Below are 18,415 nucleotides of genomic sequence, written 5' to 3' on the forward strand. Positions count from 1 at the left end.
GTCACGCCATTGGTCCACACCTCTTGCCCCACGAGCATCCGCAGGCCGATCGTGGGCCTACCCCGCACGTGTCGGCCCTTCGCCTCCCCGTCCTCGTGACCGTGCGGACCGAGGGGCACCGCGCGGCGTCCCCTCCCCACCCTCAGGAGCCCGGAACATGCAGCTGAAAGGCACCGCAGGGCGACTGCTCGCCTGCGTCCTCCTCCTGCCGCCGCTCGTCGCGGCGGCGCACGGCACGGCCCCGGCGGCAGCCGCCGGGGCCGGCACCGCGCCACCCGGTGTGGTGCCGGCGATCCAGCAGTGGACGGGCGGCACCGGCCGGATCACCCTTGCCCCGACCGGCCGCATCGTCGTCCCGGCCGGAGCCCCGGCCGCCGTGCAGGGCCTCGCCTCCCAGCTCGCCGCCGAGGCCGCCGAGCTCACCGGCCTGCACCTCACCGTCGCCACGGGCTCCCCGAACACCGGCGACATCGCCCTGCGGGTCGACCCTGCGGCCGACTACGGCGCCGCCAGGACGGAGTTACGCGCCGAGGCCTACCGCCTGACCGCGGACGCCGGCTCGATCAGCATCACGGGCGGCGGCGAGAAGGGCCTCTACTACGGCACCCGGACGCTGCTGCAGGCCGTCCTCGGTTCGCCCGACCGGTCCAGCGTGCCGGCCGGCACCGCCGTCGACTTCCCGGACTACGCGGTCCGGGGCTTCATGCTCGACGTGGGCCGCCGCTACTACACCCCCGGGTTCATCAGGTCGTACCTGCACTGGATGGGCTGGCTCAAGCTCAACACCCTCCAGCTGCACCTCAACGACAACGAGCCCTCGGCGCCGGACGGGGACTGGTCGCAGGCCCTCTCCGCGTTCCGGCTCCAGAGCACCGACCCCGCCTTCGCCGGGCTGGCCTCGACCGACGGCTACACCCGCCAGGACTGGGACACCTTCGAGGACACCGCCGCCGCGAACGCCGTCACCCTCGTCCCCGAGATCGACGCCCCGGCCCACGCCCGCGCGTTCATCCGGTTCCGGCCGAGCCTCGGTCTCGACGGCGGCAACTCCGACCACCTGGACCTGACCGAGCCCGCCACCACCGACTTCATGAAGAGCGTCTTCGCCGAGTTCGTCCCCTGGTTCCGCGGCCCCACGGTGCACATCGGCATCGACGAGTACCCGGAGGAACTGACCGACCTGTACAGGACGTACGTCAACGCCGTCGTCCCCTACGTGCGCTCCCTCGGGAAGAACGTCAACGCCTGGGGAAGCTTCGGCGTGATGGGCGGCAGCGGCGCAGGCTACGACAAGAACATGACCGTCAACAGCTGGAACAACGACTGGTACGCGCCGAAGGCGGCGATCGCCGACGGCTACAAGGTCATCAACTCCAACGACAACCTGCTCTACGTCGTACCGTTCGCGACCTACTACCACCCCCAGGGGCTCGACGGTCAGGACATCTTCCTCAACTGGGCACCCCACGTCTTCGGCCGCGGCCAGGACCTCGCCGTCCAGGACCCGGACCTGCTCGGCGCCATGCCCGCCGTCTGGAACGACCTCGTCCGCGCGACCTACACCGAGCTCCAGACCCACACCCTGATCGAGAAGAGCTTCGCCGCCCTCGCCCAGAAGATGTGGTCCGCCCGCGCGGCGGGCACCGACTACACGGCGTTCCTGGCCAGGGTCGGCACCGTCGGGCAGGGCCCCGGCACCGGCTACCTGCCCGACACGATCGCGGAGCCCGCGTCCGAACCGGTCGACGGCACCACCCGGCCGGCCGTCGCGCGTGGAGTTCGAGAAGGGTGATCTCGTCCCGGCCGGGCCGCAGGACGGGGGCCGGGACGTACAGGGTGTGCTGCGGACCCCGTGACCAGTAGCGGCCCAGGTGGAAGCCGTTGATCCAGGCGTTGCCCTTGGTCCAGCCGCGGGTGGAGAGGAACGTGTCGGCGGGCTCGTCCACGGTGAACGTGCCGCGGTGGAAGGCGGGTCCGACCGCGGTGGTGCCGGTGGCGGTGAACTGCAGTCCGGCCAGGGTGCGGAGCGGCAGCGGGAGGCTCGTCCAGCCGGTGAGCCGGGTGCCGTTGACGCGGACGGTGCCGGTGAGCCCCTTGCGGTCGTGGATGCCCGGGCCGTAGTTGACCCGGCCCTGGTTCTCGACGAGCACGCTCAGCTCGGCGCCGCGGCGCGGGGTGGTGAAGGCGAGGGCGTGCTCGTGGCTCTCGCGTTCCAGCACGCCCACCGGCCGGCCGTCGACGAGGACCTGGGCGCGGTCGTGGACGCCTTCGGCCTCCAGCAGGGTGGGTCCGGCCGCGGGAAGGGCGGCCCGGTAGAGGGTGAACCCGAAGTCCTGGCCGAGCTGTTCCATGGTCGGCGGGTGCTCGGAGGCGACCGGTGCGCCCGGCAGGTGCGCCCGGTCGAGCAGGGGCGCCGTCGTCGCGAGCGTGATGCGGGGGACGGCCGGCTTCGCGCCGGGAGAGGGCACGGGTTCCGCCGGTACGGGGGCGTACTTGGCGATGACCTGGCGGAACGCCGTGTACTTCTCGGTGGGGTCGCCCGCTTCGTCCAGCGGCGCGTCGTAGTCGTAGGAGGTGACGGTCGGCCGGTAGGTGTGCTTGTCGTTGGCGCCGTTGGTGAAGCCGAAGTTGGTGCCGCCGTGGAACATGTAGAAGTTGTTGGAGCCGGTCTCGACCACCGCTGGAGCGCAGGTGCCCACACTCGTGACGACATCTCGGAAAGGGGTACTGCGTGTCGAACTCAGGCGTCGTCAAAACGGAGCACGCGATCGATGTGGCGGCCGGCCCCAGGGCCGTCTACGACCTCGTGGCGAGGGCGGAGGACTGGCCGCATCTCTTCCCGCCCACCGTGCACGTGGAGACGCTGGACGGGGGCGTCCGGTCGGAGCGGCTGAGGATCTGGGCGTTCGCGAACGGGGAGGTGCGGACGTGGACCTCCCGTCGCACGCTGGATCCGGAGGCCCTGCGGGTGACGTTCCGCCAGGAGGTCTCGTCCGCGCCGGTCGCGTCGATGGGCGGCGAGTGGATCGTCGAGGCCGCACCGGGGGGCAGCCGCGTCGTCCTGCTGCACGACTTCACCGTCGTCGACGACGACCCGGCGGACCGGGAGTGGGTGGAGCGGGCCGTGGACACCAACAGCAGCTCCGAACTGGCCGCCCTGAAGGCGGCGGCCGAGTCGCTGGCCGCCGAACCGGGGACGCTGCTGTCGTTCGCCGACCACGTCGACATCGCGGGCACCCCGGAGCAGGTCTACGACTTCCTCTGGCAGGCCGGCCGGTGGGAGGAGCGGCTCCCGCACGTCGACCGGCTCGTGCTCACCGAGCCCGGCGAGAACCTGCAGACGGTGGAGATGGACACCCGGGCCGCCGACGGTTCCGTGCACACGACGAAGTCGGTCCGGGTCGGCTTCACGCCGGACCGGCTCGTGTACAAGCAGGTGCAGGTGCCGCCGCTGATGGCCGCGCACACCGGCCGCTGGACGGTCAGGCCGACCGGGGACGGCGTGCGCGCCACCTCGCACCACACCGTCGTGCTGCGTCCCGAGCGCATCCGGGAGCTGCTGGGGCCGGACGCCACGCTCGACACGGCCCGTGCGCTCGTCCGCGGCGCCCTCGGCAGGAACAGCACGGCCACCCTCGTCCTGGCCAAGGAGGCCGCGGAGCGGGACGGCTCCCGCTGACGCCGGGCCGGACGCACGGAGGGCGGGCCCCGGAGATCCGGGGCCCGCCCTCCGTGCGTGCCGTTCAGCCGCCGGACAGGGCCGAGTTGACCAGGTCGACGAAGGCCCTCGGGGTCTCCACGCCGTCGAGGTCCTCGTCGGGGAGGTCGACCCCGAAGTCGCGGGCGATGCGGCCGCCCACCTCCAGCAGGGCGAGGGAGTCGTAGCCGAGGTCCGTGAACGGCACGTCGGCGATGTCGCCGCTCAGGTCGACCGCCTCGTCCTCGCCCGCGGACTCGCGCAGGATGCGGGTGAACTCGTCGATGCTCAGGGCCGTGGCCTCGTTCGTGCTCATGGCAGGAATTCCTTCCTCTCGTTCGTGCCGGTGCCGCCCCGGCCGGCGGTCACCGGGGTCGGGTCGTCGGGTCGTCAGGTCGTCGGGGTCGAATAGTCAGGGTCGAACGGTCGAGGTCGAACAGTCGGGAGTCAGGTCGTCGGACCGGCCGGGGCGGTGACCGTGACGACCGCGGCCGCGTTGAAGCCCCCTTCCCCGCGGGCCAGGACCAGGGCCGCGTCGCCGGTGAGCCGGCGGGGCCCGCCGGTCACCAGGTCGACGGGGCAGTCCGCGGCGACCGCCGTGACGTGCGCGGTCGGCGGGACGCTGCCGTCCCGCAGCGCGAGCAGCGCGGAGACCAGGTCGAGCGTGGCTCCCCCGGCGAAGAGACGGCCGGTCTGCGTCTTCGGTGCGGCGACCGGCACCCCGCGGGCGCCGAACACCGAGGCGATCGCGGCGGCTTCGGCGCGGTCCGCCGCGGGGGCACCGGCGGCGTCCGCGAACACGACGGCGATGCCGGCCGGTTCCACGGCCGCGTCCGCGAGGGCGGCCCGGATCGCACGCTGCAGGCCGTCGGCGTCCGGGGCCGCCGGGTCGGGGTCGAACGTGGCCGCGTACCCGGCGAGTTCGCCGTACACGTGGGCTCCGCGCCGTTCGGCTTCCGCCGGGTGCTCCAGAACCACGTAGGCGCCGCCCTCGCCCGGCACGTGGCCGGACGCGGCCTCGTCGAAGGGCAGGTAGGCGCGGTCGGCCCGGTCGGCGGTGCTCAGCCGGCCGGAGGCGAGCTGCCCGGCCAGGCCGAGCGGGCACAGGGCTCCGTCGACGCCGCCCGCGAGCATGACCTTCGTGCCCTTGCGGATCTGCCGCCGGGCGTGCCCGATCGCGTCGAGGCCGCCCGCCTGGTCGCTGACGACGGCACTGCTGGGGCCCTTCAGCCCGTGCCGGATGGAGATCTGACCGGTGTTGACGGCGTAGAACCAGGCGAACGACTGGTACGCGCTGACGAACCGGCCGCCCCTGCTCCACAGGTTCTGCAGCTCGCGCTGGCCGAATTCGAAGCCGCCCATCGACGAGGCCGAGGCGACCCCCGCCTCGTACGGGGAGAGCGCGGCGAGGTCCAGGCCGCTGTCCTTCAGGGCCTCGTCGGCGGCGTACAGGGCGAGCCGGGTCATGTGGTCGGTCTGCGGCAGCAGGCGGCTAGGGATGTGTTCGGCGGCCTCGAAGCCGGGCACCTGGCCGGCGAGCCGCACCGGGTAGCCGGAGGCGTCGAAGCGGGTGATCTCCCCGATGCCGCTCGTGCCCTCCACGGTGGCCGTCCAGTGCGCGCGGGCGCCGAGCCCCGTGGGTGCGGCGACGCCGATGCCGGTGATCACGGGACGGGTGGTGGTGTCCGTCATGCGAGGCTCCTCTCGGGACGGGCGAGGACGACGGCGCTCTGGAACCCGCCGAAGCCGCTGCCCACGCTCAGCACGGAGTCGACGCGGGCCTCCCGCGCGGTGTTCGGCACGTAGTCGAGGTCGCACAGCGGGTCGGGCTCGTGCAGGTTCGCCGTCGGCGGGATCACGCCGTGCTCCATCGCGAGGACGCAGGCGACGAGTTCGAGGGCGCCGATGGCGCCGAGCGAGTGCCCGATCATCGACTTGATGGAGCTGACGGGCACCCGGTGGGCGTGCTCGCCGAGCGACGTCTTGAACGCGGCGGTCTCGTGCCGGTCGTTCTGCTTGGTGCTGGAGCCGTGCGCGTTGACGTAGTCGACCTGCCCGGGCAGCAGCCGTGCCTCGGCGAGCGCGACCCGGATCGCCTCCGCCATCTCGGCGCCGTCCGCCCGCAGACCGGTCATGTGGTAGGCGTTGCTGCGGGTGCCGAACCCGGCGACCTCGGCGTGGATCCGGGCGCCGCGGCGCCGGGCGTGCTCCAGTTCCTCCAGGATCAGCACCGCCGCCCCCTCGCCGAGGACGAGTCCGTTGCGCGTGTTGTCGAACGGGCGGGAGGCGTGCTCCGGATCGTCGTTGCGGGGCGTGGTGGCCTTGATGGCGTCGAAGCAGGCGAGCGTGATCGGCGAGATCGGCGCCTCGGTGCCGCCCGCGACGACGACGTCGGCACTGCCCTCGCGGATCAGGTCGGCGCCGTGGCCGATCGCGTCGAGGCCCGAGGTGCAGCCGTCCGAGACGAGCGACACGGGCCCCCTGGCGCCGACCTCGCGGGCGAGTTCGGCGGCCAGCGAGCTCGGGACGAAGTGGTCGTAGAGCCGGGGCACCGCGTAGGCGTGGTCGACGAGCCAGCGGGCGCCGCCGTCGCTGAGCACGACGTACTCGTTCTCCATCGACGTGGTGCAGCCGACCGCGCAGCCGAGCGACACCCCCGTGCGCACGGCGGACGGGTCCGTGAGGTCGAGGCCGGAACCGGCGATCGCCTCCCGCGCGGCGACCAGCGCGAACTGGCCCGCCCGGTCGAGCCGTCGCTGCTCCTGCGGGGACAGCCCGGCCGCCGCCGGGTCGAAGGCCACCTCGGCCGCGACCCGGGAGCGGTACGGGGAGGCATCGAAAAGGGAGATCGTGCGGGTGGCCGTCCGCCCGGTCGACAGCAGATCCCAGTACTGCTTGATCCCTGTTCCCCCGGGCGCCACCGCACCGATGCCGGTTATGACGACGCGTCGTTCCATGGGCATCCTCACTCGCTGTCGGCGGGGACCGGCACTCCGGTCCCCGACCGCGACCGTGTCAAGTCGTTCTGGAGACCGGCTCGAACCGGCCTGGACACCGGCCCGGACACCGGTTCGGACACCGGTTCGGCCGAACCGCCGGACCGCACCGGGACGGGCACCGCGGGACGGACCGGGTCGCCCGGCGGCACGGCGGGCGCGCCCGCGAGCTCGGCGAGCGCCCTCTCCAGGACCGCCCGTTCGACGTCCGGCGGCCCGGGCCGCGCGGGCAGCAGGCCGACCGCCCGTGAACCGCCCCTCGCCACCCGGGGGTGCCGGCGGGCGAGCGCGGTGAGGCCCTGTCCGGGACCCGCCTCCGCGAGCACCAGGTCCTGCCCGGCCAGCAGCAGGTCGAGGGCCGGCCCGAAGAGCACCGGACGGGCCGGCTGCAGCGCCCAGAACCGCAGGTCGAGGACGCGCTCGGCGCTCAGCGGCCCGGGCTCGTACGCGGAGTGCAGCGGCAGCTGCGGCGGCCGGAACGGTACGGCGGCGAGCAGCGGCAGCGCGCCCAGGGAGGCCTCGGTGAGCACGGGGCTGTGGAACGGGTTGAGCGCGCGGGCCCTGCGACAGGTGAAGCCGTCGGCGCGCAGCCGTTCCTCGACGAGGCGCAGCTGCCGCTCGGGGCCCGCGAGCAGCACCTGGCGCGGCGCGTTGACGGCGCCGACGACGACCTCGTCCGTCGTGTACGGGGCGAGTTCGCCGGGGGCGGCCCGGACGGCGAGCATGCCGCCCGGCGGGGTGCCGTCGAGCCGGGTGATCCGGTCCGCCATCAGGGACACGGCGTCCGCCACGTCGAGGACGCCGGCCAGGGCAGCGGCGGCGACCTCGCCGACGCTGTGGCCGAGCAGCGCCGCGGGCCGCACCCCGGCGTCGAGGACCGTCCGGCCGACGGCCCAGTTCACCGAGAACAGCATCGGCTGCGCGACGCGCAGGCCGTCGTCCCCGGGACCGCCGCGGGCCGCGAGCCAGTCGGCCCGCAGGTCGAACCCGTGCAGGCGCCACAGCTCCAGCACCTCGTCCATCCGGGCCCGGAAGCCGGGGTGGGCGCGGTACAGGCCGGTGCCCATGCCGGGCTGCTGGGCGCCCTGCCCGGGAAACAGCAGAGCGGCTGGTGGCGGAGCGGTCACGGCAGGTCTCCTCTCGTCGGTCCCGCCATGGTCGCGGCCTCGTCTGGAGCCCCGGTCGACCGCGGGCACAGGGGGCCCGCACGCGCCCGGGCCGGCGGCGGGGTTCTCCAGTCGCTCTGGACCGCTCGTCCACCGGCGGGCCGGACCGTGAATCCCAGCCGGAGGCACGCGACCCGTCGCCCCGGCACACCGCGGTCGTTCGAGGGCCGCCGGGCCGGGCACCCCCTGGACCGGCGGCCGTCGGCGTCCACGGGGCAGTCCTGACAGGGCCGGTGAAAGGGCATCGGGAATGAGGTTCGACGACCTGTACATCGCCGGAGCGGTGCTGCACCTGGAGGACAGGTGCAGCGCGGAGGAGGCGCTGCGGGACGGGCTGTGCGACGAACGCACCGTGGCCCGGACCGGGATCTCCTCCGTCGCCGTGTCGGCGGGCTCCTCCGCGCCGGAGCTCGCGGTCGGCGCGGCACGCGCGGTGCTGGAGCGTACGGGGACGCATCCCGCCGACATCGATCTGCTGCTGCACGCGACCGTCCAGTACCAGGGGCACGACCTCTGGGCCGCCGCCTCGTACATCCAGCGGTGCGCGGTCGGCAACCGGTGCCCCGCGATCGAGATCCGGCAGCTGTCCAACGGCGGCATGGCGGCCCTGGACCTCGCGTCCGGCTACCTCTCCGGTTCGCCCGGCCGTACGGCGGCGCTGCTGACGACCGGTGACGTGTTCGGCGCGCCCGGCTTCGACCGCTGGCGCGGCGACCCGGGCACCGTGTACGGCGACGCCGGCACCGCGCTCGTCCTGGGCCGGGGGGACGGGGGCTTCGCGCAGCTGCGCAGCCTCGTGACGGTGTCGGACGCCGATCTGGAACAGATGCACCGGGGCCGCGACCCGTTCTCGCCGGTGCCGTTCGCCGTCCGCCGGCCCATCGACCTGGGGCTGCTGCAGAAGGCGTTCGTCGAGGACACCGGCCGGTCGTACAGTGTCGCCCGGATCACCTCCGGGCAGGACGAGGCGCTGAAGCGTGCGCTCGCCGAGGCGGACTGCGCGCTCGCGGAGATCTCCTGGTTCGTCCTGCCGAACTTCGGCCGGGGCAGGCTTGGTTCGGCTTTCCTGCGGCGCTGGGACATCCCCGAGGAGAGGACCACCTGGCCGTGGGGCCGTTCGGTGGGGCACCTGGGGGCCGGCGACCAGTTCGCGGGTCTCGCCTTCCTCGGCGGGTCGGGCCTGGTGCGCTCCGGCGAGCTGGGCCTGGTGTTCGGCGTCGGGGCGGGTTTCACGTGGAGCTGCGCGGTCGTGGAGTTCACGGGGGAGAACCCGGGGGCGGCGGTCCCGTGAGCCTCGGGGTGACGGTGTGGGTGGGCCGGGTCGCGGACGACGGCCCGGCCCCGGAGACGGCTCTGCTGTCCGGGGCCGAGCTCGCACGCCTGCGCCGCATCCGGCGGCCCCTCGCCGCCCGGCGCTGGGCCGCCGCGCACACGGCGCTGCGGCGCATCCTCGCCGGGCGGGTCGGGTCCGACCCCGCGGGCCTGTCCCTCGGCCGGACGGCCTGCCCGCAGTGCGGCAGCCCGGAGCACGGGCCGCCGGCCCTGGTCGGTTCCCCCGTCCCCGTGACGTTCAGCCTGTCCCGTTCGGGCCCGCACTGGACGGTGGCGGTGGCGCCCGGCTTCCCCGTGGGTGTCGACGTGGAGCGGGAGCGGCCGGTGGACGTCGACGCGATCGCCCGCAGGGCGCTCTCGCCGCACGAGCGGCGGCTCGTCGCCTCGGGCGGGCCCGCGCTGCTGTTCCGCTGCTGGACCCGCAAGGAGGCGGTCGCCAAGGCCATGGGCACGGGGGTCGCGACGGATCTGCGGCGCATCGAGACCGGCCCGGAGTGCCTGCTCACGGCCCGCACCCCCGCGGGGTGGCGCGTCCACTCGCTGCCCGTCCCGGCCGGCGTCCACGCCGCTCTCGCGGTACCCGACCTGCCCGGGATCACCTGGCGGACGCGGGCGTGGCCGCCGGCCCCCGGCCTGTGACGCCGACGGCGGGCCGGGAGCGCCGCGGCCTCCCGCACGGTCGTGCGGGAGGCCGGAACCGGTGCTGCGTCAGGGCTTGGTGGGCGGGTTGACGACGGACTCCGGGACGGCCGAGTCCTTGACCCCCCACTTCGTCAGGATCGTGGTGTACGTGCCGTTGCGGATGAGTTCGTTCACCGCGTCGCGGAGGGGGCCGGCGAGCGGGGAGCCCTTCTTGACGGCGAGGCCGACGTTCTTGCGCTCCAGCTCGTTGACGTAGCGCAGGTCCGGCTGCTGGGTCTCCGCGTAGCGCAGCACGCTGGAGGTCGTCATCAGCACGTCCACGTGTCCCTGGCGCAGTGCGAGGAAGTGCGCGGCGGCGTCGGAGTAGGTGTTGACGGTGATCGGCTGCTTGCCCTGGGCCGCGCACTCCTTGTTCGCCTTCGTGAGGTCGGCCTCGTACGACGTGCCCGTGCCGGTGCCGACCTTCAGTCCGCACAGCTGTGTCAGGGTGTCGACCTTCTGCAGCGTGCTGTTCCTGCGCACCGCGAAGCCGGTGCCGTCGGTCTTGTAGAGCACGAAGTCGATGGCCTGCTTGCGTTCCTCGGTGACGCCGAGGTTCGCGGTGCCGAGCTCGTACCGGCCGGCGTTGAGGCCCGTGATGAGGGTCGCGCCGCTGACGTGCGTACGCTCCACCTTGAGGCCGAGCAGCCGTGCGACGGCCTCGGAGATGTCGATGTCGAGCCCGCGCGGCGGCCCGCCGTCCTCCGGGCTGAACGCGATGGGCACCACCCCGATGCCGGACCCGATCCGCAGCACCCCCGATGCGCGCAGGTCCGCGGGCAGCTGCGCGGCGAGGGCGTCGTCCTTCTTCAGGGCGGAGACCACGTCCTCGCGGCCGAGGTCGGCGGCTCTGGTGTCCTCGGGGATCTTCTCCGTACCGGACCCGCAGGCCGCGAGGACGAGCGTGAGCAGCGTGGCCGTGGCCAGGGCCGGGACGGTGCGCAGGAGGCGCGGGCCGTGTCCGTGCGGGGACGTGCGGGGCGCGGCCGGGACGAGGTGCATGGGGTTCTCCGTGTGGTGTCGAGCGGTGGGGAGCACGTGGTGGACGGTGGGCGCGGCGGCGGCACGGCGGGGCCCGGCGCCGGACGGCAGGCGCGGGCGGCGTGCGGACGGGGCAGCGGTCCCCGCGCGGGTCGGTGCCGGGTCAGTGGCGGGTCAGGAAGCGGGCCGTGCGGTCGTTGTGCGGGGCGTCGAAGACCTGCTGGGGCGGTCCCGTCTCGACGACCCGGCCGTTGTCCATGAAGACGACCTGGTCGGCGATGTCCCGGGCGAACCGCATCTCGTGCGTGACGACGACCATCGTCATCCCGCCGTCGGCGAGTTCGCGGATCACCTCCAGCACGTCCCCGGTGAGTTCGGGGTCGAGGGCGCTGGTCGGCTCGTCGAACAGCATCGCCCGCGGCTCCGTGGCGAGGGCCCGGGCGATCGCGGCGCGCTGCTGCTCGCCGCCGGAGAGCTGGTGCGGGCGGGAGGCCGCCTTGTCGGCGAGGCCGACCCGGGCGAGCAGGTCGCGGGCCCGTTCCTCGGCGGCGGCCCGCTTCAGCCCGAGGAGGGCGCGCGGAGCCTCGGTGACGTTGTCGAGCACCGTCATGTGCGGGAACAGCCGGAAGTTCTGGAACACCATGCCGGTGCGGGTGCGCTGGCGGGCGACGGCGCGGCGCGACCGCTCGTACAGCCGGCCGCGGCGCCATTCGTGGCCGACGAGTTCGCCGTCGACGACGATGCGTCCGGCGTCGATGCGTTCGAGCCGGTTGACGCACCGCAGCAGGGTGCTCTTGCCGGATCCGGACGGGCCGATGACGCAGGTGACGGTCGACTCGGGAACGGTCAGCGAGACGTCGTCGAGCACGGTCAGCGTGCCGAACGCCTTGCGGACACCGGTGGCCTCGATCATGCTCGTACCCCCGGGGCGTAGCGGCGTTCGACGAAGTGCTGGACGACGCTGAGCAGCGTGGTCAGCAGCAGGTACCAGAGCGTGGCCACCAGCAGCAGCGGGATGACCAGGTAGTTGCGGTTGTAGATCAGCTGCGTCGCGTACAGCAGGTCCTGGACGGCGATGACGCTGACGATGGACGTGCCCTTGAGCAGCCCGATGATCTGGCTGCCGGCGGGCGGCAGGATCGCGGGCATGGCCTGCGGGAGGACGATTCGGCGGAAGATCCGTCCGCCGCGGAGGCCCAGTGCCTCGGCGGCCTCGGTCTGGTCGTGGCTCACGGACAGGATCCCGGCCCGGACGATCTCGGCGAGCTGTCCGGCCTCGTGCAGCACGAGCCCGATGACGGCGGCGGTGAGGCCGCCGATCATCTGCTCGGTGGAGAAGTCGGTGAACGCCGGCCCGAAGGGGATGCCGAGGGACAGCTTCGGGTACAGCAGCGAGATGTTGTACCAGAAGAGCAGTTGGACGAGCATCGGCACGGACCGGAACAGCCAGGTGTAGCCCCAGCTCAGCGTCACCAGCACGGGGTTTCCGGACAGCCGCATGACGGCGAGTGCGGTGCCGAGCGCGAAACCGCCGACGAAGGCCACGCCGGTCAGCCACAGGGTGGTGAGGAGTCCGGAGAGGATCGCGTCGGCGCCGAAGTACCGGGCGACGACCTCCCAGCGGAACGCCTCGTTGGTGAGGAGGGCGTGGAGGGCCATCGCGAGCAGGACGACGCCCGCCGCGGCGGCCACCCGGCGCAGCGGGCGCGGGCGGGGTCTCGCGAACGCCGCGTCGGCCCCGCCCACCGCGTCCCCGGCGGGCCCGCCCGCCCCGGCGGGGGCACGGGACGACGGTGTCCGGTCGTCGGCGGGGGTGGTGCCGCGGCCCTGGCCGGTGCGGCCGCGGTCGGTGTGCAGGGAAACCATCGGTGGGTCCGTTCTCAGTCGTTCGACGCGTAGTGCGGCAGGACGTGTTCGGCGAAGAGGTGCATGGTGCGGGCCGCCTCGTCGAACGGCATGGAGCCCGAGATCACCTGGAGGCTGATGGTGAAGTCGCCGAACCATCCGCGGATGTCCTCGATCGCCGCCCGGACCTCCTCGGGGGTGCCGACGAGGGCCTTGCGCTCCGCGACGGCCCGGTCGAAGTCGCCGCGGCCGGCCTTCTCGACGATCCGCTCGTAGCCGGGGTAGTCGGCGCTGCGCGTCCGGCTCCAGGCGGACACCGCCGAGGCGAGGGCCCGGTTGGCGCGCTCGGACGCCTGCTTGCCGTTCGTACGGGCCGTCGCCCCGTCCTCGGCGAGGTAGGCGCTGTAACTCATGTGGACGTCCTCCTCGGTGGGCTCGAAGCCGGCCGAGGCGGCCGCGTCGCGGTAGAGGCCCAGCGTCTGCTGGACCTGCTCGCGCGGGTTGATGGACGGGACGAGCATCACGCCGTACCCGGCGCGGCCGGCGGCCTCCGCGGACGCGGGCGTCTTCGCGGTGGCGACGAGGATCCGCGGGTGGGGGCGCTGCCAGGTCCGCGGGAGCATGGTGAGCGGGCCGAAGGTGTGGAAGGTGCCCTTCCACACGACGTCCTCCTCCGCCCAGAGCCGGCGGACGGCCTCCACGCCCTCGTCGAAGCGGGCCCGGCTCTCGTCCATGGAGACCTCGAACGCGGTGAACTCGTCGGGCAGGAAAGCCCGTCCGAACCCGACGTCGAGGCGGCCGCGGGAGATGTTGTCGAGCATGGCGAGCTTGCCGGCGAGCTTCAGCGGGTGGGTGAACGCGGGCAGCACGGCGCCGGTGACGAGGCGGACGCGGCTGGTGCGGGCCGCGGCGGCGGCGAGGAAGGTCACCGGGTCGGGGCTGTAGCCGCCGTACTCGTGGAAGTAGTGCTCGACGGTCTTCACGTGGTGGAAGCCGAGTTCGTCCGCGAGCTCGGCGAGCCGCAGCGACTCCTCGAAGTGCTGTCCGGCGGACTTCTCCGCAGGTCCCACGGTGGGGAAGAGGTTGATGCCGAACTTCATGGTTGTCCCTCGGTGTGATGGCCGGCCGGGATGCGCCGCGCGCGTCGGTCCGGCAGGCCCGGGACGTCGCGGCGGTTCGCCGGGCTGCGTCGGTCAGTCGGCCGTCGCGGTCCCGGACAGGGCGGGCACGGGCAGGTGGACGTACGCGCGGTTGTGGTAGAGCATCGGTGCGCGGCCGTGGACGGTCGCGCTCTCGATCCGGCCGAGGAACACGATGTGGTCCCCCGCCGCCACCTCCTGGTGCACGACGCACTCGGCGACCGCGCTGAGGTGGTGCGCGGGCAGCAGCGGAGCGCCGCCGGCGTGCTCGGAGGCCTGCCAGTCGAGGTCGGTGAACTTGTCCTCGCTCTTGTCGGCGAACCGCTGCGAGAGCCATTCGGTGTGCTCGGCCAGGAAGTTCACCGCGAAGCCGCCCGAGTGCCGGATGGCCGGCAGGGTCCGCGATCCGGTGCCCACGCCCACGATGAGCAGCGGCGGCTCCATGGATGCGGGGATGACCGCACTGGTCGTCAGGCCGCTCGGCCGGCCTTCGGGGCCGGCTGCGGTGACCAGGCAGACCCCGGCCGGGTGCGCGCCGAACACCGCGCGGAAGAGTTCGTCATCGATCGCCATGGTCGTTTGTTCCTCCCTCGGACGCCAAGGCTGTCCCCGGGCGCTGGAGAGCGGGTCCACGGTTCCTGGAAGCCGGCTGGAGGCGCGCCGTGCCCGACACCTCCGCGAGCACCGTCGCGAGCAGCGCCGTCGCGTTGCGGTGCAGGGGGAAGTCCGTTCCGGGCGGGAGGATCCCGCTCCCGTCGAGCAGCCGGGCCACCCGCGCGGTGACGACGCAGAACCGGTAGGCGGCGAACACCTCGTGGTACGGCAGGTTCTCGGCGGTCCGCCCGGTGCGCTCCTCCCAGCGGGCCACGGTCGCGGCCCTGTCGGGCAGCCCGGTGAGCCGGGGCGCGCCGATGCCCTCGCTCAGGTGCCGGTCCAGGTGGAGGTACCAGGCGAGGTCGGCCTCGGCGGGCCCCAGCGCGGCCGTCTCCCAGTCGAGCAGCGCGGCGGGCCGCGTACCCGCGTAGACGATGTTGCCGAGCCGGGCGTCGCCCCACAGCAGGGAGGCCGGGGCCCGGTCGCCGGGCAGGTGGGCGCGCAGCCAGTCGAGTGCGGCCGCCGCCGGGGCGTTGTCGTCGGCCACCCCGTAGAACCCGAGGTGGTGGGTGAAGTGCCCGAACAGTTGCGCCGAGCCGGTGGGGCCGAAGGCGGGCCGGTCGAGGAAGTCGGCGCCGGTCTCCTTCGGGTCGAGGCGGTGCACGGCGGCAAGTGCGTCCACGCCGCCGTTCCACACGTCCGCGCGGTCCGCGGGCGGCAGGTCGGCGAGCCAGCCCTGTCGGTGGTAGGACGGCAGGTCGGCGGGGACGCGCCCGTCGATGCGCTCCATGACGAGGAACGGGGCGCCCAGGTGGTCGGCGGACGGTTCGTCCCCGAGCACCTTCGGTACGGGCAGCCCGGTGTCGCCGAGCAGTTTCAGCAGGCGTACCTGGGCGGCCCAGGTGTCCTCGGGGAAGACCCGGTGTCCGGTCGGGGCGACACGGACGGCGAGCGCCTGCCTCGTGCGGTCGCCCGCCTCGGTCAGCTCGGCGTCGACCAGCAGGATCTCGCCGGAGAACCCGGCACCCTCGGGCACGGTGACGGGTCCGAGTTCGACGGCGCCGGTCCCGTCGGAGCGGGCGGCGAGCCACCGGGTGAGGACGGCACGGGTCAGGTCGGGGTCGCGTTGCAGGGGGACGGGCACGGGGGCCTCCTCACGCCCGGCGCGGGCCGGGTGCGGACGGAAGGGCGGACGGAAGGGCGGACGGACGGGGTGGGGCGGAGGGGGTGGTGACGGCGCCGCCGTGGCGGATCGCGGCCGTCAGCCGGCCGATCGCGGGCCCGGGCGCGACGCCCAGGTCACGGGCGAGCCGGTCGCCGAGCCGGGACGCGACGCCGAGGGCGTCGCCGATCCGGCCGGTCCGGTGGAGCGCGATCATGTAGCGGGCGTGCAGGGGTTCGTGGACGGGGTGGCGGCGGGTGAGGACCGCCAGCTCGGCGAGGACCTCGCGGTGCCGTCCGAGCCGGAGCTGCGCGTCGAGGTACGTCTCGTGGACCTGGAGCCGGCGCTGCTCCCAGTGGGTGATGGCGGCCTGGAGCACCGGTCCGGTGCGCACGTCGGCGAGGACGGGCCGGTCCCACAGGGCCAGCGCGGCGCGCAGCAGTCGGGCGACCGCGTGGTCGTCGCCCGCGGCCCGGTCGGCCTGTTCGACGAGCCGCTCGAACCGCAGCAGGTCGAGCTCGTCGGGCCGCACGACGACGAGGTAGCCCTGCCCGGTCGTCCTGAGCCGGTCGTGGGCGGCCGCGCGGGAGCCGACGGACGGCATCGAGGCGAGCAGCCGGCGCAGCTGCATGACGTACGTCTGCAGGGTGGTGGCCGCGCTGGGCGGCGGGTGCCCGCCCCAGATCTCGGTCACGTGCGTACGGACGGGCATGACCTGGTTGGCGTGGAGCAGCAGCAGCCCCAGCAGTTGGCGCTGCTTGGGCGCCGTGGGCAGGTGGGGGCCGTCGCTGTCCTCGACGGACAGCCCGCCGAACACGCCGAACTCCATCGTGGTTCCTCTCCTCGCCGTGCCTCTGCGTCGTTCCGTGCCGGGGGTGGTCCCCTCTGCTCCTCCAGCCGCGCTCCACCGGGTGTCGGCCCAATGGGCGGGCAGGGCGGACACCGCACCGGAGGGCTGGAGAGGTCATGGCAGGAACAGTGGTGACGGTCGCCGACGGCGTGCACGCGTACGTGCAGGAGCCGGGCGGCTGGTGCGTGAACAACGCGGGGATCGCCGTCGGGGAGGAGGCCGTCCTCGTCGTGGACACGGCGGCCACCGAGCGGCGCGCGCTGGCGCTGCGCCGGGCCGTGGACGCCCGGGCGCGCGGTCCGCGCCGGATCGTGGTGAGCACCCACCACCACGGCGACCACACGTTCGGCAACCACGTGTTCTCCGGCCCCGACACGCTGCTCGTCAGCCACGAGGCCGGGCCGGCCGAGCTGGTGCGCAAGGGCACCGCGCTGCAGTCGATGTGGCCCGGCGTCGAGTGGGGCGACACCCCGACCGTGCTGCCGGCGCTGACCGTCCGCGAGGGGGCGACGCTGCACCTCGGCGGCATCACCGCGGAGCTGATCCACCCCGGTGTCGCGCACACCGCGGACGACCTGGCGGTGTGGCTGCCGGAGCAGCGCGTGCTGTTCGCCGGCGACCTGGTGTTCTCCGGGGCGGCGCCGTTCGTGCTGATGGGCTCGCTCGCCGGATCCCTCGCGGCGCTCGCCCGGCTGCGCGCGCTGGATCCGCTGGTCGTCGTCCCCGGTCACGGCCCCGTCGGCGGCCCCGGGCTCCTCACGTTCACCGAGGCGTACCTGCGCTGGGTCGCGGAGCTCGCCCGGCGGGGCCTCTCGGACGGGCTGAGCCCGCTCCGGACGGCCGTCCGTGCCGACGGGGGGCTGTTCGCGTCGCTCCTCGACCGCGAACGCCTGGTCGGCAACCTCCACCGCGCCTTCCACGAGGCGACGGGCGGCGCACCCGGTGCCCGGATCGAATCGGCGGCCGCGATGCGGGAGATGGTCGTCTTCAACGGTGGCCGCCCGCTGCGCTGCCTGGCCTGACGGCCGCCCCGGCGCGGGGTGCGGCCGTGCGGTCTCCAGTGCTGCTCCGGCGGGCCGCGAGCCGTGGGCCGCAGTCTCGGCGGAGTCCCGATGCCGATGCTGTGGAGGAGAGATGAGACTGCACGGAAGGACCGCCGTGGTCACCGGGGGCACCCGGGGACTCGGCCGGGACGTCGCGCTGGCGCTCGCCGGGGCGGGCGCCACCGTCGTCGTGGCCGCCCGGGAGGTCCCGGACGATCCGGGTGACGGCCTGGTCGCGCTGAAGGCGGACGTGACGGCGCCGGACTCGGTGGCGGCACTGATGAGCACCGTCCACGAGCGGTACGGGGGCCCGCACATCGTGGTCGCGAACGCCGGCGTGAGCCGTCCGGGCCCGATCTCCGCACTGTCCGTCGAGCACTGGGCCGAGGTCGTCGACACGAACCTGCACGGCGTGTTCCACACCGTGCGGGCGGCCCTGCCGTACGTGCGGCGGGCGCCGGGCGGCCGTGTCATCACCATGTCCTCCCTGCTGGGTTCGCGTGCGATGGCGGGGGCGGCGGCGTACTGCGCGTCGAAGGCGGCCGTCGAGGCGTTCACCGCCGTCGCCGCGCTGGAGCTGGCCGCGGAAGGGGTGACCGTGAACTGCGTGGCCCCCGGCTACATCGACTCCGGCATGGGCCGGGCGCTCATCGGCCACGAGGTGCTGTGGCCGAAGCTCGCCCCCTCGCTCGCCTCCGGGCGGCCCGGCACGGGCGAGGAGGTGGCCGGAGCGGTGCTGTTCCTGGCCTCGCCGGAGAGTTCCTACGTCAACGGGCAGGTGCTGCACGTGGACGGCGGGGTGCGCTGAGGGTGCACCGGCCCGGGGCGGGGCCGCGGAGCGTGCCGTGCGCTCCGCGGTGCCCCCCCCCCCCCCCCCCGCGGCCCCCCCCCGGCCCCCCCGGGCCGGGCGGGGGACGCCCGGGGGGGCC

The 18,415-nt window shown here is 74.2% G+C and carries 17 protein-coding genes and 1 pseudogene; 6 read left to right on the forward strand and 12 right to left on the reverse strand.

Features of this window, described 5'->3' with window-relative positions; translation table 11 throughout:
* The first annotated feature begins 157 nt into the window (after positions 1-157).
* Positions 158-1,792: a family 20 glycosylhydrolase gene (locus SNE206_RS29100; protein WP_407916492.1), complete on the forward strand. Its 1,635-nt coding sequence runs from the start codon at positions 158-160 to the stop codon at positions 1,790-1,792.
* A 19-nt stretch (positions 1,793-1,811) separates the two neighbouring features.
* Here the strand turns inward: SNE206_RS29100 and SNE206_RS29105 are convergent.
* Positions 1,812-2,699, reverse strand: a pseudogene (locus SNE206_RS29105) (beta-galactosidase); the annotation flags it as partial.
* Between the two features lie 32 nt (positions 2,700-2,731).
* Between SNE206_RS29105 and SNE206_RS29110 the strand changes: the two are divergent.
* Positions 2,732-3,679 carry an aromatase/cyclase gene (locus SNE206_RS29110; RefSeq protein WP_407916493.1) on the forward strand — a complete coding sequence of 316 codons (948 nt, stop codon included), beginning with the start codon at positions 2,732-2,734 and terminating at the stop codon, positions 3,677-3,679.
* A 64-nt stretch (positions 3,680-3,743) separates the two neighbouring features.
* Here the strand turns inward: SNE206_RS29110 and SNE206_RS29115 are convergent, their stop codons facing one another.
* From SNE206_RS29115 to SNE206_RS29130, 4 genes are all read right to left on the reverse strand, one after another.
* The gene (locus SNE206_RS29115) at positions 3,744-4,013 is read right to left on the reverse strand and encodes an acyl carrier protein (protein ID WP_407916494.1); all 270 of its coding nucleotides are present in this window, start codon (positions 4,011-4,013) and stop codon (positions 3,744-3,746) included.
* 131 nt (positions 4,014-4,144) lie between these two features.
* Positions 4,145-5,389, reverse strand: coding sequence for a ketosynthase chain-length factor (locus SNE206_RS29120; RefSeq protein WP_407916495.1), 1,245 nt, complete (start codon positions 5,387-5,389; stop codon positions 4,145-4,147).
* The gene (locus SNE206_RS29125) at positions 5,386-6,654 is read right to left on the reverse strand and encodes a beta-ketoacyl-[acyl-carrier-protein] synthase family protein (protein WP_407916496.1); all 1,269 of its coding nucleotides are present in this window, start codon (positions 6,652-6,654) and stop codon (positions 5,386-5,388) included. Before SNE206_RS29125 ends, SNE206_RS29120 begins: the two co-directional genes overlap by 4 nt.
* Before the next feature lie 8 nt (positions 6,655-6,662).
* On the reverse strand, positions 6,663-7,820 hold the full coding sequence (locus tag SNE206_RS29130) for an acyltransferase domain-containing protein (protein ID WP_407916497.1): 1,158 nt from the start codon (positions 7,818-7,820) through the stop codon (positions 6,663-6,665).
* Between the two features lie 289 nt (positions 7,821-8,109).
* Between SNE206_RS29130 and SNE206_RS29135 the strand changes: the two genes are divergently transcribed.
* Positions 8,110-9,150, forward strand: a complete 1,041-nt coding sequence (locus SNE206_RS29135; protein WP_407916498.1) for a ketoacyl-ACP synthase III family protein — start codon at positions 8,110-8,112, stop codon at positions 9,148-9,150.
* On the forward strand, positions 9,147-9,830 hold the full coding sequence (locus tag SNE206_RS29140; protein ID WP_407916499.1) for a 4'-phosphopantetheinyl transferase family protein: 684 nt from the start codon (positions 9,147-9,149) through the stop codon (positions 9,828-9,830). The genes SNE206_RS29135 and SNE206_RS29140 overlap by 4 nt, the downstream gene beginning before the upstream one ends.
* Before the next feature lie 69 nt (positions 9,831-9,899).
* Here SNE206_RS29140 and SNE206_RS29145 read toward each other — a convergent pair whose 3' ends face one another.
* The 7 genes from SNE206_RS29145 to SNE206_RS29175 form a co-directional block, all read right to left on the reverse strand.
* Entirely contained in the window at positions 9,900-10,874 is a 975-nt protein-coding gene (locus SNE206_RS29145) for an ABC transporter substrate-binding protein (RefSeq protein WP_407916500.1), read from the reverse strand.
* Between the two features lie 142 nt (positions 10,875-11,016).
* Complete coding sequence (locus SNE206_RS29150; RefSeq protein WP_407916501.1) at positions 11,017-11,766, reverse strand: amino acid ABC transporter ATP-binding protein; 750 nt, start codon at positions 11,764-11,766, stop codon at positions 11,017-11,019.
* A complete protein-coding gene (locus SNE206_RS29155) occupies positions 11,763-12,719 on the reverse strand; it encodes an amino acid ABC transporter permease (protein WP_407916502.1) in 957 nt (318 codons plus the stop codon). Before SNE206_RS29155 ends, SNE206_RS29150 begins: the two co-directional genes overlap by 4 nt.
* Before the next feature lie 14 nt (positions 12,720-12,733).
* A complete protein-coding gene (locus tag SNE206_RS29160) occupies positions 12,734-13,798 on the reverse strand; it encodes an LLM class flavin-dependent oxidoreductase (RefSeq protein WP_407916503.1) in 1,065 nt (354 codons plus the stop codon).
* A gap of 93 nt (positions 13,799-13,891) precedes the next feature.
* On the reverse strand, positions 13,892-14,410 hold the full coding sequence (locus SNE206_RS29165) for a flavin reductase family protein (protein ID WP_407916504.1): 519 nt from the start codon (positions 14,408-14,410) through the stop codon (positions 13,892-13,894).
* A complete protein-coding gene (locus SNE206_RS29170; RefSeq protein WP_407916505.1) occupies positions 14,397-15,575 on the reverse strand; it encodes a phosphotransferase family protein in 1,179 nt (392 codons plus the stop codon). The genes SNE206_RS29165 and SNE206_RS29170 overlap by 14 nt, the downstream gene beginning before the upstream one ends.
* A 10-nt stretch (positions 15,576-15,585) precedes the next feature.
* Positions 15,586-16,422: a BTAD domain-containing putative transcriptional regulator gene (locus SNE206_RS29175; protein ID WP_407916506.1), complete on the reverse strand. Its 837-nt coding sequence runs from the start codon at positions 16,420-16,422 to the stop codon at positions 15,586-15,588.
* Positions 16,423-16,559: 137 nt separating this feature from the next.
* On the opposite strand from SNE206_RS29175, the gene SNE206_RS29180 reads away from it, so the two are divergent.
* Positions 16,560-17,465, forward strand: a complete 906-nt coding sequence (locus SNE206_RS29180) for an MBL fold metallo-hydrolase (RefSeq protein WP_407916507.1) — start codon at positions 16,560-16,562, stop codon at positions 17,463-17,465.
* Positions 17,466-17,577: 112 nt separating this feature from the next.
* A complete protein-coding gene (locus SNE206_RS29185; RefSeq protein ID WP_407916508.1) occupies positions 17,578-18,294 on the forward strand; it encodes an SDR family NAD(P)-dependent oxidoreductase in 717 nt (238 codons plus the stop codon).
* The last annotated feature ends 121 nt before the right edge of the window (positions 18,295-18,415 follow it).

The sequence above is a fragment of the Kitasatospora sp. NE20-6 genome, assembly GCF_045862635.1.

Bases quoted from the DNA above. Each gene is read 5' to 3' on its own strand.
- SNE206_RS29100 (WP_407916492.1), top strand. From the start codon at position 158: ATGCAGCTGAAAGGCACCGCAGGGCGACTGCTCGCCTGCGTCCTCCTC.
- SNE206_RS29115 (WP_407916494.1), bottom strand. From the start codon at position 4,013: ATGAGCACGAACGAGGCCACGGCCCTGAGCATCGACGAGTTCACCCGC.
- SNE206_RS29120 (WP_407916495.1), bottom strand. From the start codon at position 5,389: ATGACGGACACCACCACCCGTCCCGTGATCACCGGCATCGGCGTCGCC.
- SNE206_RS29125 (WP_407916496.1), bottom strand. From the start codon at position 6,654: ATGGAACGACGCGTCGTCATAACCGGCATCGGTGCGGTGGCGCCCGGG.
- SNE206_RS29135 (WP_407916498.1), top strand. From the start codon at position 8,110: ATGAGGTTCGACGACCTGTACATCGCCGGAGCGGTGCTGCACCTGGAG.
- SNE206_RS29145 (WP_407916500.1), bottom strand. From the start codon at position 10,874: ATGCACCTCGTCCCGGCCGCGCCCCGCACGTCCCCGCACGGACACGGC.
- SNE206_RS29150 (WP_407916501.1), bottom strand. From the start codon at position 11,766: ATGATCGAGGCCACCGGTGTCCGCAAGGCGTTCGGCACGCTGACCGTG.
- SNE206_RS29155 (WP_407916502.1), bottom strand. From the start codon at position 12,719: ATGGTTTCCCTGCACACCGACCGCGGCCGCACCGGCCAGGGCCGCGGC.
- SNE206_RS29160 (WP_407916503.1), bottom strand. From the start codon at position 13,798: ATGAAGTTCGGCATCAACCTCTTCCCCACCGTGGGACCTGCGGAGAAG.
- SNE206_RS29165 (WP_407916504.1), bottom strand. From the start codon at position 14,410: ATGGCGATCGATGACGAACTCTTCCGCGCGGTGTTCGGCGCGCACCCG.
- SNE206_RS29175 (WP_407916506.1), bottom strand. From the start codon at position 16,422: ATGGAGTTCGGCGTGTTCGGCGGGCTGTCCGTCGAGGACAGCGACGGC.
- SNE206_RS29180 (WP_407916507.1), top strand. From the start codon at position 16,560: ATGGCAGGAACAGTGGTGACGGTCGCCGACGGCGTGCACGCGTACGTG.
- SNE206_RS29185 (WP_407916508.1), top strand. From the start codon at position 17,578: ATGAGACTGCACGGAAGGACCGCCGTGGTCACCGGGGGCACCCGGGGA.